Origin of the sequence: Kitasatospora sp. NPDC057223, assembly GCF_042669755.1 — a bacterium.
GTDB lineage: Bacteria > Actinomycetota > Actinomycetes > Streptomycetales > Streptomycetaceae > Kitasatospora.
This window is the reverse complement of sequence record NZ_JBHUWW010000040.1, coordinates 45722-58888: the sequence shown is the minus strand read 5'-3', so window position 1 is coordinate 58888 and position 13167 is coordinate 45722. Positions and strand designations below refer to the sequence as shown.

Here is a 13167-nt window from a genome sequence, read left to right as displayed (position 1 = left end):
GGGGGGCCCCTAACGGCGGGGCCTGTCCCTTTTTTTTTGTCGCCGCCCCCCCCCCCCGGGTGCGCCCCCGGGGGGCGCCCCCCGTGACCGGGGGTTGGCTGCACCCCGTGGGGGGTCGGGGCCATCGCCGTGTGCCGGGCCCGCCGGGGCACCGACGGGCGGTCAGCGCTTCGTCGTCACGTCCTGCCGGGGCACGCCGTCCCGGGCGAAGCCCGGCAGCCACTCCAGCATCTCGGCCCGGAGCGGTGCCTCGGCGCCGAGCTGGCAGAGCACGCCGATCGTGCTCAGGGTCACCCGGTGGATCAGCAGGTACGAGGGCGGCAGGTTGAGCTGCTTGCCCAGGTTGTGGGCGGGGGAGCGCGGGTCGGCGATCCGGGCGGCCTGGGCGCGCATCCAGGTCCGGGTGAAGTGGAAGGCCTGGACGCGGGCGGGCTCGATCATCGGCAGCAGGTAGTCGAGGACGGCGTCCGGGTCCAGCCGGATCGAGGGCTTGACGAAGCCCTCCTCCTGGAGCATCTCCAGGACGCCCGTGGCGTCGCCGGCCAGGGCCATCCGCAGCGAGTCCCCGATCGGGCGCGGCAGCCCGTCGGGGAGGCGGTCGACGGTGCCGAAGTCCAGGACGCCGAGCCGCCAGCCCTCGGCCGGGCCGTCGTCCTTGAGCAGCCGGAAGTTGCCCGGGTGCGGATCCGCGTGCAGCAGCCCGGTGCGGGACGGGCCGGCGAACAGGAAGCGGGCGAGCAGGTGCCCGGCCCGGTCGCGCTCCTCCTGGGTGCCGTTCGCGATCACCTCGGCGAGCGGGGTGCCGTCCATCCACTCGGTGACCAGCACCTGGTCGGCCTGGGCCACCACGCCGGGGACGAGGATGTCGGGATCCCCGGCGAACTCCTCGGCGTGCCGGCGCTGCGCGGCCGCCTCCAGGGCGTAGTCCAGCTCCTCGGAGACCCGCTCGCGCAGTTCGGTGATCAGCGGCTTGATGTCGAGCCCGGGGATGAGCGGGCCGACCAGCCAGGCCACCCGGCTCAGCTGGGAGAGGTCCGCGAGCAGCGCGTCGCCCGCGCCGGGGTACTGCACCTTGACCGCGACCCGGCGCCCGTCGTGCCAGACGGCCCGGTGGACCTGCCCGATCGAGGCGGCGGCGGCCGGCTTGTCGTCGAAGCTCTTGAACTGCTTGCGCCAGCCCTTGCCCATCCGCTCGGCGAGCACGGCGTGCACCTTCGCGGCGGGCATCGGGGGCGCGGCGTCCTGAAGCTTCGTCAGCGCGGCCCGGTAGGGCCCGGCGACCTCCTCCGGCAGGGCGGCCTCGAAGACGGACAGCACCTGCCCGAACTTCATCGCCCCGCCCTTCAGCTCGCCGAGGGTCTTGAAGAGCTGGTCCGCCGTGGCCTGCTGGAGCTCGGCCGTCACCACCTCGGCGGAGCGCCCGCCGAGCCGCTTGCCCAGGCCCAGCGTGGCCCGGCCGGCCATCCCCAGCGGCAGAGCGGCGAGCCTTGCCGTGCGGGTCATTGCCTTGCGCGGAAGATCGCTCACCCGGGCCTCCCAGTCAGACGCCCCCGGGCGGCCTTCGCTAGCTGCGAGGTCCGAGGGCAGCGGTCACTACGCCATTGTGCCCGCTCGCCGGTCGGGCCCGGCCGAATTGTGGAGAGTGCGGGAGGGCTGACAGTACGGCACCCGGGCGGCGCCGCGGTCGGCCCGGCCCGGGTGCTCAGCGCAGGGCCGCGGGCTGCCACAGGCAGCCGCAGTCGGGGTGGCCGGTCAGCCGCAGCCGCCGTGCGAGGCCGTCGACGGCCGACACCTCGCACCAGCCGTCCATGCTCGGCGGCCGGGTGCCGTCGAGGTACAGCTGCACGTGCAGGGCGGCGAGCCCGGCGACGGCGGTGGCCAGGGCGCTGTCACAGGCCGGGGTGCGGGGCCGCCCGGGGCCGTCGTCGGCGAGCTGGGCGAGCAGCCGGGGCCAGGCCGCGTCCTCGTCGCTGCGGGTGAGGGCGAGGCAGCCGCCGCAGGCCGAGGCGCCGGGCAGGACGAGCGGCCCGACCACGCCGAGGTGCTCCAGCACGCCGACGTACAGGTGGGGTACTCCGGCCCGCATCAGTCTGCGGGCCCCCACGGCGCCGCCCGCGAAGGCGCCGCTGCCGTCGCGGGGCGCGAGCACCACGAGCGAGGGCGGGGCCGCGTGCGCGCCGGCGGGGGCGCGGCGCTGCGGCGCGGCCGGCCCCCGGCCCGTGGCGCGCTGGACGGCGGTGCGGGCGGCCGTGGCCCGCAGCCGGCCGACCTCGGTGGGCGGGAGGCCGGCGGGGGAGCAGTCGCCGGGGGTGACCCGGCCGCCGTCCACGACGGTGACGGCGCCGACGCCGCCCGCCGCGAGCACGGCCGCCACCGCCGTGCCCACCCGTCCGGCGCCGCGCACCTCCACGCGGGCCGCCGCCCGGGCGCTCAGCACGGCCGGTGCGGCGCCGGGCTCGGGGTGCACGAGGGAGAGCGAGGCGAGGTCGGGGCCGAGCAGGTCGCGGTGCGGCTGCGGGTAGCGGGCGAGCGCCTCCCGGGTGGCCGCTTCGTCGTCGAGCAGCCCGGCCTTCTCCAGTGAGTCGAGGAGCTCGCCGGTGGTCTCGCGGCCGAGGCCGAGGCGTTCGCCGGCGTCGAGCAGTTCCGGGCGCTCCCGGCCGCCGTCGAGGAGCCCGAGGAAGGAGCAGAAGGCCGGGCCGGCCTGTTCGACGACCCGGGCGTCGCGGTGGACGGTGCCGAACTGCAGGGTCTCGGAGTCCCGCCAGGCGCGGGAGAGGGCGGGCTTGAGCACCGGGCGCATGTGGTGTCCCTCCAGGTCGGATCCGGACAGCGGGCCGGACGGCGGGCGGACAGGGCCCGGTCGCGGCGGCGCCCCGGCGGGGGCGTTGACGGCAGGATGCCCGATCGGGCGTGGGCCGGGTACCGCGCTGTCCACAGCCCCGGGGTCATGATCGGACGATCTCTTCGCACACCCTGTGGATAACTTTCCGTCCGACCCGGCCTCACGAAGGCGTCATCCGCCGTAGGCCTTTCGTTCGCGATCACTCCACGAAAGATTTCGGCCACGGCTGCGGACTTCTGTCAGGGGTAACAGGTAACGTCGGGTGGCATGGCGGCCGAACGGGAACCCCATCCCCCGGCGTCGCGTCGGCGTGCCCGTGCAGCGTCCGGGCCGGGAGTCGCGACGCCGAGCACGCGTGGGCGGCCGGCTCCGGCAGCGCAGGCGCCCCCCGCGCAGGCGCTTCCCGCCGATCCGGGCCCGCGCGGCCAGGAGCAGGCCTTCGACCGTTCGCGGGTCGAGGTCCGCCGCAGTGCCCGCCGCAGCCGGACGGTCTCCGCCTACCGCGAGGGCGACCGCACCGTCGTCCTGATCCCGGCCCGGATGTCGCCGGCCGAGGAACAGCGCTGGGTCACCCAGATGCTGGAGAAGCTGGCCGCGCAGGAGAGCCGCCGGGTGCTCGGCGACGACGCGCTCGCGGTGCGCGCGCGGGAGCTGTCCGCCGCGTACCTGGGCGGGCGGGCCAGGCCCGGGCAGGTCCGCTGGGTGACGAACCAGAACTCCCGCTGGGGTTCCTGCACCCCGAGCGAGGGGACGATCCGGCTCTCCCACCGCCTGCAGGGGATGCCCGAGTACGTGGTCGACTACGTGCTGCTGCACGAGCTGGCCCATCTTCTGGTGCCCGACCACGGCGCGGGGTTCTGGGCGCTGCTGGAGGCCTACCCGCGCACCGAGCGGGCGCGCGGCTACCTGGAGGGCGTGGTGTCGGCGGCCCGGCTGCCGCACATCCCCGGGGCGAGGGGCGAGAGCCCGGCCGGGGCCGGCCCGGAGCAGGGCGCCCCGTCGGGCGGCGCCTGCGGGTAGTGCCACCCCTGCGGCGGGCGGTCTGCGGGGGCGGAGCCTGCTGGCGGCCCGGGCCCCTGGGATAGGGTCGCGCAATCAGGTCGGCTCAGAGCAGGTCGGTACACAGGGGAGGGCGATCTCACCGCCATGACCAGGGAACTCGCCAAGGCGTCGCGCATCCGCATCGGCGACCTCACGCCGTCCACCGATCTGTACCTGGGCATCGGTCTGACGGCTCCCGGGCTCACCTTCGACATCAGCTGCTTCGGGCTGGACGCCGACGAGCGGCTCAGTGACGACCGGTACTTCGTCTTCTTCAACCAGCCCGCCAGCCCGGAGGAGGCGGTGCGGCTGCTGGGGCCCCAGCAGGACGACACGGAGTCCTTCCGGATCATGCTGCCGCGGGTTCCGGAGGCCATCCACAAGCTCAGCCTGACCGCGACCATCGACGGCGGCGGCCAGATGTCCCAGGTGGCCTCGGGGTACGTGCGGATCGTCGCGGACGGTGCCGAGGTCGGCCGCTACAGCTTCACCGGTGCGGAGTTCAGCACCGAGCGCGCGGTGATGCTGGCGGACGTCTACCGGCGGGGCGGCGAGTGGCGGTTCGCGGCGGTCGGCCAGGGTTTCGACGGCGGTCTGCAGGCGCTGCTGGAGAACTTCGGCGGCGAGGTCCTCGAAGAGGACGAGCCCGCCGCCCGGCCCCCGGCCCGGTCTCCTGCCCCGCCCGCCGTCGCGGCCCACGAGCCGACCCTGCAGATCCCCGTCCAGCCGCCGGCCCCGGTTCCGGTTCCGGTCCAGGCTCCGGTCCAGGCTCCCGGGGTGAAGATCTCGCTCACCAAGTACGCCGAGCTTCCCGAGCAGACCGGCTGGGTGCAGCAGAACGACCACCTGGTGCGCTACACCCTGACGAAGGGCCAGGACGTCCTGGCCCTGCAGGGCAGCATGGTCGCCTACCAGGGCAGGGCGGACTTCGCGCACGAGGGCTCCGGCATGCTGCGCAAGCTGACCGGCAACCTGACCGGCCAGCAGCTGAAGCTGATGCGGGTCTCCGGCGAGGGGCAGGTGTTCCTCGCGGACGAGGCGAGCCACCTGCACGTCGTCCGGCTGGAGGGCGACTCGATCTGTGTGAGCGCCGACCGGGTGCTGGCGTTCGACGCCGGCCTGGAGCATGAGGTGCGCCGGATCGAGGGCGAGGGCCTGCCGCGCGGCGGCTTCTTCACCCTCCAGTTCACCGGGCACGGCACGGTGGTGGTGAAGACCAACGGCGTTCCGGTCGTCCTGCCGGTCACCCCGGCGCCGGAGACGTACGCCGACATCAACGCCCTGGTGGCCTGGTCCAAGGGCGCCCAGGTGATCACCACCGCACCGGTGCGGATCAGGCGCTCGGCGTACGCCGGGCACACGGCGGAGTCGTACAGCCTGCAGTTCAGGGGCGGGCCGGGCAACTTCGTCGTGGTCCAGCCGTTCGAGGTCTGAGTGTCCGTAGGAGTCGGGGAGAGGCAGGCGAGTTCCATGCAGAGGCAGACGCTCTCGGGCACGTACCTGGAGGGGTACCTGGAGGCCCCGGCGGCGGCCCGGATGAGCAATCACGGGGCGGCGATGTGCCGGGTCGCGGTGACGACGGGCCAGGACGTGCTGGCGAAGCCGGGCGCGATGATCGCGTACGACGGCTTCCTGCAGTACGAGGCGGTGTCGCAGACCTTCCGCCGGGCCCTCGGCGAGTGGGCGTCGGGCGAGCGCAGCCCGCTGCTGCGGTGGAGCGGTGACGGCACCCTCTACCTGGCCGACTTCGGCGCCGACGTGCTGAACCTCCAGCTCGACAACGAGTCGCTGTCCGTCAACGGCTCGCACCTGCTGGCCATGGACGCGGCGCTGACCTGCAAGGTCGAGAAGGTGAAGGGCCCGGCGATGCTGGCCGGCACGGGGCTGTTCAACGTCACCGTCGCGGGCAGCGGCTGGGTTTCGGTCACCTCCCGGGGCGTGCCGGTGGTGCTGGACTGCGCGGAGGCGGAGACCTACGTCGACCCGGACGCGCTGGTCGCCTGGACCACCGGGCTGGAGGTCAGGGCCAAGCGGTCCGTGAAGGTCGGCGCGCTGATCGGCCGGGGCAGTGGCGAGGCCCTCCAGCTGGGTTTCAGGGGCGCGGGCTTCGTCGTCGTCCAGCCCAGCGAGGACACCTCCGACCGACTCAAGATCCGCGGCTGAGGAGCGAGTACCGTGCAGAGCCCCCTTCTCGATCACACCGTCCTGACCGGCGACGAGCGCTTCGCCCTGCAGAACCCGCAGATGCTGCGGGTCGCCCTGGACGGCCGGGCCGCCGTGCTGGCCCGCAGCGGCGCGATGGTCGCGCACACCGGCAAGGTGCAGTTCACCGGCTGGGAGCCGCCCGCGGGCGGCCGCGGCCGCGGCGCACGCCAGCAGCAGCCCACCGCGCTCGACCTGATGAAGTGCACCGGCACCGGCACGGTCTACCTCGCCAACCTCGCCCAGCACCTGCACATCCTGGACCTGCAGCGGGAGAAGCTCACGGTGACCAGTACGTACGTACTGGCGCTGGACTCCACCATCAGCTGGCAGGTCGTCGGCATCGAGGGCGGCGAGCGGATCGCCGGGGTCGGCAGGCACAGCCTGGAGCTCACCGGCACCGGCCGGCTGGTCCTGATGACCTCCGGCCAGCCGCTGGTGATGCGGGTGGAGCCGGAGCGCTACGTGTACGCGGACGCCGACGCGGTGGTGGGCTGGTCCTCGGGGCTGGAGGTGCAGCTGCAGGCGCAGAGCAGCAACACCGAGGCCTGGCGCCGGCGCGGTACGGCCACCGAGGGCTGGGAGATGGCCTTCACCGGCAGCGGCATCGTCCTGGTGCAGCCGAGCGAGCTGCTCGCTCCGCAGCGGGTGCCGGTGGCCGGGCTGCTGTAGCGGCGCGCGTCGCGTGGAGGGCGTCCTCCACGCGACGCGGGCTCAGGCCGTCAGCTCCCGGGCCCGGGCGACCAGCGCGCGGACGGAGTGGTCGGTCAGCTCGGGCAGCCGGTCGTAGTCGAACCAGCGCAGGTCCAGCGACTCCTCGCTGATCAGCGCCTCGGCGCCGGGCGGCGCCACCGCGACGTACTGGACGTCCAGGTGGGTGTTCTCCGGGCGGTCCTTGCCGGTGCAGCGCACGAGGTGCCGGTCGAGCATCACCGGAGCGGGCCCGCCGCCGCCGGGGGCGAACAGGGCGAGGTCCGGGATGCCGGACTCCTCGGTCGCCTCCCGCAGCGCGGCCGCCGCGAGCGCCGGGTCGCCCGGCTCGCAGTGGCCGCCCATCTGGAGCCAGATGCCGACCTTGGGGTGCAGGGTCAGCAGCACCCGCCCGGCGGCGGGGTCGACGACCAGTGCGCTGGCGGTGACGTGCGCGGGCAGGCAGGAGCGGAACAGCCCGTCCTCGTGGCCGGCCAGGTGGGACAGGTAGTCGCGCCGCAGCTGCTCCTGGTCCGGATCGGCCGGCCGCCAGCCCTCCAGGGCGCGGACGGCGTCGGTGTGCAGGGCCGTCGCGCTCGTCTCGGTGACCGTCATGCGGTGGGCTCGTCCTTCCCGTCCTGCTTCCCGTCCTGCTTGCCGTCCCGCTCGGTGGCGTCCGCCTGCGGGTCGGCCGCCTCGGCGGGGCCGGTGCCCGGTACCTGGTCGGCGGCCGCCTCGCCGAGCAGCTTGTCGAGGGCGTCGAAGTCGAAGCCGCCCTCGTCGCCGCCGGCGGTGTCGCGGTGCACGAAGCCGTCCGGGTCGTCGAGGTCGGCGGCGGTCGGCAGCATGTCCGGGTGCTGCCAGAGGGCGTCGCGGCCCTCGACGCCGCGCGCGTCGGCCAGCGACGCCCACAGGCGGGAGGCGTCGCGCAGCCGGCGCGGGCGGAGCTCCAGCCCGACCAGGGTGGCGAAGGTCTGCTCGGCGGGGCCGCCGGCGGCCCGGCGGCGGCGGACGGTCTCGCGCAGCGCGCCGGCCTGCGGCAGGTGCGGCTCGGCGGCGCTGTGCACCACCGCGTCGACCCAGCCCTCGACGAGGGCGAGCGCCGTCTCCAGCCGGGCCAGCGCGGCCTTCTGCTCGGGTGTGTCCTCGGGCTGGAGCAGGCCGTTCGCCAGGGCTTCCTGGAGCGCCTCGGGGTTGCTGGGGTCGAGCTGGCCGGCCAGCTCCTCCATCCGGCCGGTGTCGACCTTGATGCCGCGCGCGTACGCCTCGACGGCGCCGAACAGGTGGGCCCGCAGCCACGGCACGTGGGCGAACAGCCGCTGGTGGGCGGCCTCGCGCAGGGCCAGGTAGAGGCGCACCTCGTCGGCGGGCACGGCCAGGCCCTCGCCGAACTCGGCGACGTTCTGCGGGAGCAGCGCGGCCTTGCCGGCCGGGGCGAGCGGCAGGCCGACGTCGGTGGAGCCGACCACCTCGGCGGCCAGCGCGCCGAGCGCCTGGCCGATCTGGGTGCCGAACATGGCGCCGCCCATGGAGCGCATGACGCCCATCAGCGGGCCGGCCATGGCCTGCATCTCCTCGGGGAGCACGCCGCCCATCGCGTTGCCGACCCGCTCGGCGACCGGGTCGACCAGGTCCTTCCAGACCGGCAGGGTGGCTTCGATCCACTCCGCGCGGCTCCAGGCCACGGCGGTGCCGGCGCCGGAGGGGAACTCGGTGGAGGTGTCCAGCCAGAGGTCGGCGAGCCGGACGGCCTCGGCCACCGCCGAGCGTTCGGCGGCGCTCACCGAGCGGTCCTTGCTCTTGCCCTCGGCCGGCTCGGCGACCACGGTCTGCCGGGCGATGTCCTTGGCCAGCTCCCAGTTCACCGGGCCGCCGTCGAAGGACAGCATCTGCCCGAGCTGCTGGAACGCCGCGCCGAGGTCGGCCGGGTTGAGGCCGCCGAGCATCGCGCCGAAGGGGTTGTCCGCGCTGGGCGTGCCGCCCGGCGCGCCCATGCCGAAGAGCGCCCCGAGCGGGTTGCCCGCACCGAAGCCGAAGGGCTGCGGGGGAGTGGGGTCGGCCGGGCCGCCCGCACCTCCGGCGTTCTTGTCGGCCTTGCCGTCCTTGTCGCGCCCGTCCTTGCCGTCCTCGGGCTCCTCGGGCGGAACACCGAATCCGAAGGGGAGATCGCTCACGGGTTCCTCGATCTGGTCGGCCGTCACGCGGGTGGTGTGGCGGGGGAAGTCTGCAGGCCCGGGGTGGTGGGCGGAGTCGAAACTCACAGCCGGTGAGCGGCTCCCGCGCGGTCTGGCCCGCGCCGGGTGCACCGCCGGGCCTTCGCCTCGGGCAGGATGGTCGGTACGTAACACTCGTACGTACGCACATAAGCTAACCGTGGAGGATGGCCGGTGAGTTCCCCGCCTTCGGACGTTCGCTCTGGGCTGACCGGAGGTGAGGACGACCCACGTACCACGGTGTCGCCGCCTCCAGCCTACGGCGGCAAGCCGCTGATCGTGGCCGTCACCGGCGCCGCCGGTGTGCTCGGTGAGCGGGTCGCAGCCCGCCTGGTCGCCTCCCCGGGGGTGCGCAAGGTGCTGGCGATCGACGACCGCCGCGGCGAGGTGCCCGGTGTGCAGTGGCGGGTCCTGGACGTCCGGGACCCGGCGGTGGCCGAGCGGCTGGCCGGGGTCGACGTGGTCGTCCACCTGGCGATGGACCTGGGCATGGAGACCGACCCGCGCGCCCGGAGCGCGTACAACGTGCGGGGCGCGCAGACGGTGCTGACCGCCTCCGCGGCCGCCGGGGTGAGCCGGGTGGTGCTCTGCACCTCCGCGATGGTCTACGGGGCCCTGGCCGACAACGAGGTGCCGCTCGCGGAGGACTCGGAGCTGCGGGCCACCGAGGAGGCGTCGCTGGTCGGCGACCTGCTGGAGATCGAGCGGCTCGCCCGGCGCGCCCCCCGCGCCCACCCCGGCCTGCAGGTGACGGTGCTGCGTCCGGCCGTGGTGGTCGGGCCGGGCATCGACACCGTGCTGACCAGGCACTTCGAGGCGCCGCGGCTGCTGGTGGTGGCGGGCTCCCGGCCGTGCTGGCAGTTCTGTCACGTGGACGACCTGGCGGCAGCGCTGGAGTACGCGGCGCTCGGCCTGGTCGAGGGCGAGGTGACGGTCGGCTGCGACGGCTGGCTGGAGCAGGAGGACGTCGAGAAGCTGTCGGGCATCCGCCGGATGGAGCTGCCGGCCGCGCTGGCGCTCGGCACCGCCGCCCGGCTGCACCGGCTCGGCCTGACCCCGGCCCCGGCGGGGGACCTGGCCTACACGATGTACCCGTGGGTGGTCTCCGGCAGCCGGCTGCACGAGGCGGGCTGGCGGCCGGTGCACTCGAACGAGCAGGTGCTGGCCGAGCTGCTGGCGCAGGTGGCCGGCAAGCACGCGGTGGCCGGCCGGCGGCTCGGCGGCAAGGAGGCGGCGACCAGTCTGGGCGCGGCCGGTGCGACGGTGGCCCTGGTCGGTACGGCGGCGCTGGTCCGCCGGGCCCGCAAGCGGCGCCGTTTCTGACGGCGTCCGGCAGTCATCGGTTCTCACGATCAGCCATCGGTTCTCACGATGCGAAATTTCGCAATCGTGATGCGGAAGGCTCTTGCCCAAGCCCGCCTACGATGAGGAATCATGGGGGCATGTCCGAGAACCACGACCCCATCCGCCTGCTCGCGATCCGTGAGACCCCGCTCTCCCTCGACGAGGTCTACGAGGCGGTCGGGGACGACGCGGCCGGCGGGACGACCGTCTTCGTCGGCACGGTCCGCGACCACGACGGCGGCAAGTCCGTCAGCGCGCTGGAGTACAGCTGCCACCCGACGGCCGAGCAGGAGATGCGGCGGATCGCCGAGAAGATCGTCGCGGACTTCCCCGTTCGGGCGCTCGCCGCGGTGCACCGGATCGGCCGGCTGGAGATCACCGACAAGGCCGTGATCGTCGCGGTCTCCTGCGCCCACCGGGGCGAGGCCTTCGCGGCCGCCCGCCGGCTGATCGACGACCTCAAGCACGAGGTGCCGATCTGGAAGCACCAGGTGTTCTCCGACGGCGAGGAGGAGTGGGTCGGCGCCGGCTCCTGCTGAGCGTCACCCGCGGCGGCCCCCTCTCACCCGTTCGGGCGAAGGCGGCCGCTGTGTACGTACCGCCCCGGCCGGGGCTGCCGCGCGCCCGGCGCCGGGCCGCGCACGGGGCCGTGCCCCGCGGGCGGGTGAGTGCGGGCCGCCCGGCCCGCCGTAACCCGGATGGCGCCGCGTCCGTTGTCTCTGCGGGTGGTTAATCTGCTCATAGACACGACGAGCTGGGAGTACGGATATGGGTGCGCTCGCCTGGTTGATCATCCCCGCTGTTGCCGCGCTGCTGGCCGGTATCTGGGCCCTGTGGGCCGGCCGTACCCCCAGGGACGCCGGAGACCCGGCCTCACTGGCGGAGCACCGGCGCTTTCTGGCCGCGATGGAACGCACCACCTCGGGCTCCGGCCGGGCCCCGACGGACCGTCCGGGCCGGTAGCCCGGGGGGCGCCCGCTCAGCTTCGTCCCGTACTGTCGTGCCATGCCACGCCGCTCTGCGACGATGCTCGCCGCCACCCTGCTGCTGATAGCACTGCTCTGCGCCTCCGTGCTGATGAAGGTGCCGTACACGGAGATGAGCCCCGGGCCGACGTACAACACGCTCGGCGTGCAGGACAAGACGGGCAAGCCGGTCATCACCATCACCGGGCACGAGACGTTCCCGACCACCGGGCACCTCAACATGACCACCGTCCAGGTCACCGGCGCGAAGTACGAGCCGAGCCTGGTCTCCGCCGTGGTCGGCTGGCTGCGCAACGACGTCCTGGTGGTGCCGCACGAGAACGTGTACCCGCCCGGGCAGACCGACCAGGAGGCGCAGCAGCAGAACGCCGAGGAGTTCGCCTCCTCCGAGGACAGCGCCAAGACGGCGGCGCTGAACGAGCTGGGCTTCCCGGTCGGCACCGAGGTGATCGTGGTCTCCGTGGTGGCGGGTAGCCCGTCGGAGGGCAAGCTGCACGCGGGCGACCAGATCGTCGCGGTGGACGGCACCGCGATCACCTCGGAGGACCAGGTGGCCAAGCTGGTCACCCAGCACAAGCCCGGTGAGGATGTGGTCTTCACCGTGCTCCCGCACGGGAAGGCGAGCACGACGCCCGACCCGGCGGACGAGGTCCAGGTGACGATCACCACCGCCAAGGCGGCCGACTCGGACCGCGCGGTCGTCGGGATCCGCCCGGGCACCGACCACACCTACCCGTTCAAGATCGACATCGGCCTGCAGGACGTCGGCGGGCCGAGCGCGGGGCTGATGTTCTCGCTCGGCATCGTCGACAAGCTGACGCCCGAGGACCTCACCGCCGGCAAGTTCGTGGCCGGCACCGGGACGATCACCGACGACGGGAAGGTCGGCCCGATCGGCGGCATCGCGATGAAGCTGATCGCCGCCCGCAACGCCGGCGCCGAGTACTTCTTCACGCCCGCCGACAACTGCGCCGAGGCCGCCGGGGCGACCCCGGGCGGGCTGACCCTGATCAAGGCGGAGACGCTGGACGGCGCGCTGAAGTCGCTGGAGCAGGTCCGCTCCGGGCAGATCTCGGCGCTGCCGTCCTGCGCCCGCTGACGGAGCGCGGGGCCGGCGGCCCGGCGCCGGGCTCCGTCCGGGTTCTCAGGCGAAGGTCGCCAGCAGTGCGTCGGTGAGGCCGGGCACCAGGTCGGGGCCGGTCAGCACCTCGCGCGCGACGTCCTTGGAGCGCAGCCGCAGAGCGGTCTCGCGCTTGCCGTCGCGCAGCACGGCGGCGGTGATCCGGATCTCCTCGCGCTTCGGGTGGTTCGCCACCCAGTCGGCGAGCTGCGCCTCGGTGGCGTTCTTCGGGCGGCTGCGCTCGGCGTCCGGCGGCAGCATCAGGCGCTCGACCACCAGCGCGCAGCCGGCGATCATGTCGGGCCAGGCGATCGTGCCGAGGAACTTGTCCAGCTCCATGCCGGACGGCAGCTCGTCCTGCTCGATCGGGGTGAGGCCGGGCTCGTCGGAGCCGGTCAGCCCGAGCTGCTTGGCGAGCTTGGGGTCGGACCGGCGCAGCTGGGCGCTGTCCACCAGGGCGAACAGCCGGGCCGGGAGGTCCCAGCCGAGGGTGGAGGCGTACTCGTCGATCTCCAGCGCGGCCCGGGTCAGCGGGGTCGCGGCGGGGAGGCTGGAGACGTCGGACGGGGTGTTGGAAGCATCGGACATACCCCAATCCTCACACGGGTCGCGGGGCCGCCGGGCGCCCGGCGGCGGCCGCCCGCGGATGTCCCCGGGGGGAACCGGTACCGAACCGTCTGCAAAGCCTGGGAACTCAGGTAAAGACTGATTAAGTTGCATGGAGGACCG

At 74.1% G+C, this 13167-nt stretch carries 13 protein-coding genes; 8 read left to right on the top strand and 5 right to left on the bottom strand.

The window, feature by feature from the left end:
* Nucleotides 1–162 precede the first annotated feature (162 nt).
* Nucleotides 163–1527 carry an ABC1 kinase family protein gene (locus ACFUK0_RS16860; RefSeq protein ID WP_380250736.1) on the bottom strand — a complete coding sequence of 455 codons (1365 nt, stop codon included), beginning with the start codon at nt 1525–1527 and terminating at the stop codon, nt 163–165.
* Nucleotides 1528–1702: 175 nt separating this feature from the next.
* Nucleotides 1703–2800 carry a ThiF family adenylyltransferase gene (locus tag ACFUK0_RS16855; RefSeq protein WP_380250734.1) on the bottom strand — a complete coding sequence of 366 codons (1098 nt, stop codon included), beginning with the start codon at nt 2798–2800 and terminating at the stop codon, nt 1703–1705.
* 309 nt (nt 2801–3109) lie between these two features.
* Here ACFUK0_RS16855 and ACFUK0_RS16850 point away from each other — a divergent pair, with 309 nt between their 5' ends.
* The 4 genes from ACFUK0_RS16850 to ACFUK0_RS16835 all read left to right on the top strand — a co-directional run bounded on the left by ACFUK0_RS16850 (nt 3110) and on the right by ACFUK0_RS16835 (nt 6757).
* Nucleotides 3110–3862 carry a M48 family metallopeptidase gene (locus ACFUK0_RS16850; RefSeq protein WP_380250732.1) on the top strand — a complete coding sequence of 251 codons (753 nt, stop codon included), beginning with the start codon at nt 3110–3112 and terminating at the stop codon, nt 3860–3862.
* A 126-nt stretch (nt 3863–3988) separates the two neighbouring features.
* Nucleotides 3989–5317, top strand: a complete 1329-nt coding sequence (locus tag ACFUK0_RS16845; protein WP_380250730.1) for a TerD family protein — start codon at nt 3989–3991, stop codon at nt 5315–5317.
* A gap of 36 nt (nt 5318–5353) precedes the next feature.
* The gene (locus ACFUK0_RS16840; protein WP_380250728.1) at nt 5354–6046 is read left to right on the top strand and encodes an AIM24 family protein; all 693 of its coding nucleotides are present in this window, start codon (nt 5354–5356) and stop codon (nt 6044–6046) included.
* A gap of 12 nt (nt 6047–6058) precedes the next feature.
* Complete coding sequence (locus ACFUK0_RS16835) at nt 6059–6757, top strand: AIM24 family protein (protein WP_380250726.1); 699 nt, start codon at nt 6059–6061, stop codon at nt 6755–6757.
* A gap of 42 nt (nt 6758–6799) precedes the next feature.
* Here the strand turns inward: ACFUK0_RS16835 and ACFUK0_RS16830 are convergent, their stop codons facing one another.
* The gene (locus ACFUK0_RS16830) at nt 6800–7390 is read right to left on the bottom strand and encodes an NUDIX hydrolase (protein WP_380250724.1); all 591 of its coding nucleotides are present in this window, start codon (nt 7388–7390) and stop codon (nt 6800–6802) included.
* Nucleotides 7387–8949, bottom strand: coding sequence for a zinc-dependent metalloprotease (locus ACFUK0_RS16825; RefSeq protein ID WP_380250744.1), 1563 nt, complete (start codon nt 8947–8949; stop codon nt 7387–7389). Before ACFUK0_RS16825 ends, ACFUK0_RS16830 begins: the two co-directional genes overlap by 4 nt.
* 213 nt (nt 8950–9162) lie before the next feature.
* On the opposite strand from ACFUK0_RS16825, the gene ACFUK0_RS16820 reads away from it, so the two are divergent.
* From ACFUK0_RS16820 to ACFUK0_RS16805, 4 genes are all read left to right on the top strand, one after another.
* Complete coding sequence (locus ACFUK0_RS16820) at nt 9163–10311, top strand: NAD-dependent epimerase/dehydratase family protein (protein WP_380250722.1); 1149 nt, start codon at nt 9163–9165, stop codon at nt 10309–10311.
* Between the two features lie 119 nt (nt 10312–10430).
* Nucleotides 10431–10871 carry a molybdenum cofactor biosynthesis protein MoaE gene (locus tag ACFUK0_RS16815; protein WP_380250720.1) on the top strand — a complete coding sequence of 147 codons (441 nt, stop codon included), beginning with the start codon at nt 10431–10433 and terminating at the stop codon, nt 10869–10871.
* A gap of 229 nt (nt 10872–11100) precedes the next feature.
* Entirely contained in the window at nt 11101–11295 is a 195-nt protein-coding gene (locus ACFUK0_RS16810; protein ID WP_380250718.1) for a hypothetical protein, read from the top strand.
* 42 nt (nt 11296–11337) lie between these two features.
* Nucleotides 11338–12417, top strand: coding sequence for a PDZ domain-containing protein (locus ACFUK0_RS16805; protein ID WP_380250716.1), 1080 nt, complete (start codon nt 11338–11340; stop codon nt 12415–12417).
* 45 nt (nt 12418–12462) lie between these two features.
* On the opposite strand, the gene ACFUK0_RS16800 is transcribed toward ACFUK0_RS16805, so the two are convergent.
* The gene (locus tag ACFUK0_RS16800; RefSeq protein WP_380250714.1) at nt 12463–13026 is read right to left on the bottom strand and encodes a PPA1309 family protein; all 564 of its coding nucleotides are present in this window, start codon (nt 13024–13026) and stop codon (nt 12463–12465) included.
* Between the last annotated feature and the right edge of the window lie 141 nt (nt 13027–13167).

Bases quoted from the DNA above. Each gene is read 5' to 3' on its own strand.
- ACFUK0_RS16855 (WP_380250734.1), bottom strand. From the start codon at position 2,800: ATGCGCCCGGTGCTCAAGCCCGCCCTCTCCCGCGCCTGGCGGGACTCC.
- ACFUK0_RS16850 (WP_380250732.1), top strand. From the start codon at position 3,110: ATGGCGGCCGAACGGGAACCCCATCCCCCGGCGTCGCGTCGGCGTGCC.
- ACFUK0_RS16845 (WP_380250730.1), top strand. From the start codon at position 3,989: ATGACCAGGGAACTCGCCAAGGCGTCGCGCATCCGCATCGGCGACCTC.
- ACFUK0_RS16840 (WP_380250728.1), top strand. From the start codon at position 5,354: ATGCAGAGGCAGACGCTCTCGGGCACGTACCTGGAGGGGTACCTGGAG.
- ACFUK0_RS16830 (WP_380250724.1), bottom strand. From the start codon at position 7,390: ATGACGGTCACCGAGACGAGCGCGACGGCCCTGCACACCGACGCCGTC.
- ACFUK0_RS16815 (WP_380250720.1), top strand. From the start codon at position 10,431: ATGTCCGAGAACCACGACCCCATCCGCCTGCTCGCGATCCGTGAGACC.
- ACFUK0_RS16810 (WP_380250718.1), top strand. From the start codon at position 11,101: ATGGGTGCGCTCGCCTGGTTGATCATCCCCGCTGTTGCCGCGCTGCTG.
- ACFUK0_RS16805 (WP_380250716.1), top strand. From the start codon at position 11,338: ATGCCACGCCGCTCTGCGACGATGCTCGCCGCCACCCTGCTGCTGATA.
- ACFUK0_RS16800 (WP_380250714.1), bottom strand. From the start codon at position 13,026: ATGTCCGATGCTTCCAACACCCCGTCCGACGTCTCCAGCCTCCCCGCC.